This window comes from Hungatella sp. SL.1.14 (assembly GCF_024460495.1).
GTDB classification, from domain to species: Bacteria; Bacillota; Clostridia; order Lachnospirales; family Lachnospiraceae; genus Hungatella; species Hungatella hathewayi.
On sequence record NZ_JANFYJ010000514.1, the window covers coordinates 1 to 289 of the forward strand.

The window sequence follows — 289 nt, forward strand, 5'->3', positions numbered from 1 at the left end:
TGTTCCCCAGTAAAACTGAAGCAATTCATTGAGTGAATAGAGCACGGTGAAACAGCAGTGTAAAAGACAGGGATGTGATCAGCGGTCAGGCTGTTCCCGTCCTTCTGTTACACTGCTGTCTTTTTTCAGCAGATCGAGAAACTTTGAGCGTATCCGCACGTGAACCTCCGGCTGCCTGATGAGCAGCGCCTGGTAATCAGCGGCATCCAGGGACTGTCTTAAAACTTCTTTGGTGGAATCGGGAACGACCGCATAGGTCGAATCAACATAACAGAGCGGAGGATAGAGG

Annotated in this window: 1 pseudogene; it reads right to left on the reverse strand. The window is 49.8% G+C overall.

From position 1 onward, the window contains the following. Positions 1–78: 78 nt before the first annotated feature. Positions 79–289, reverse strand: a pseudogene (locus NE473_RS32065) (stage II sporulation protein R); the annotation flags it as partial.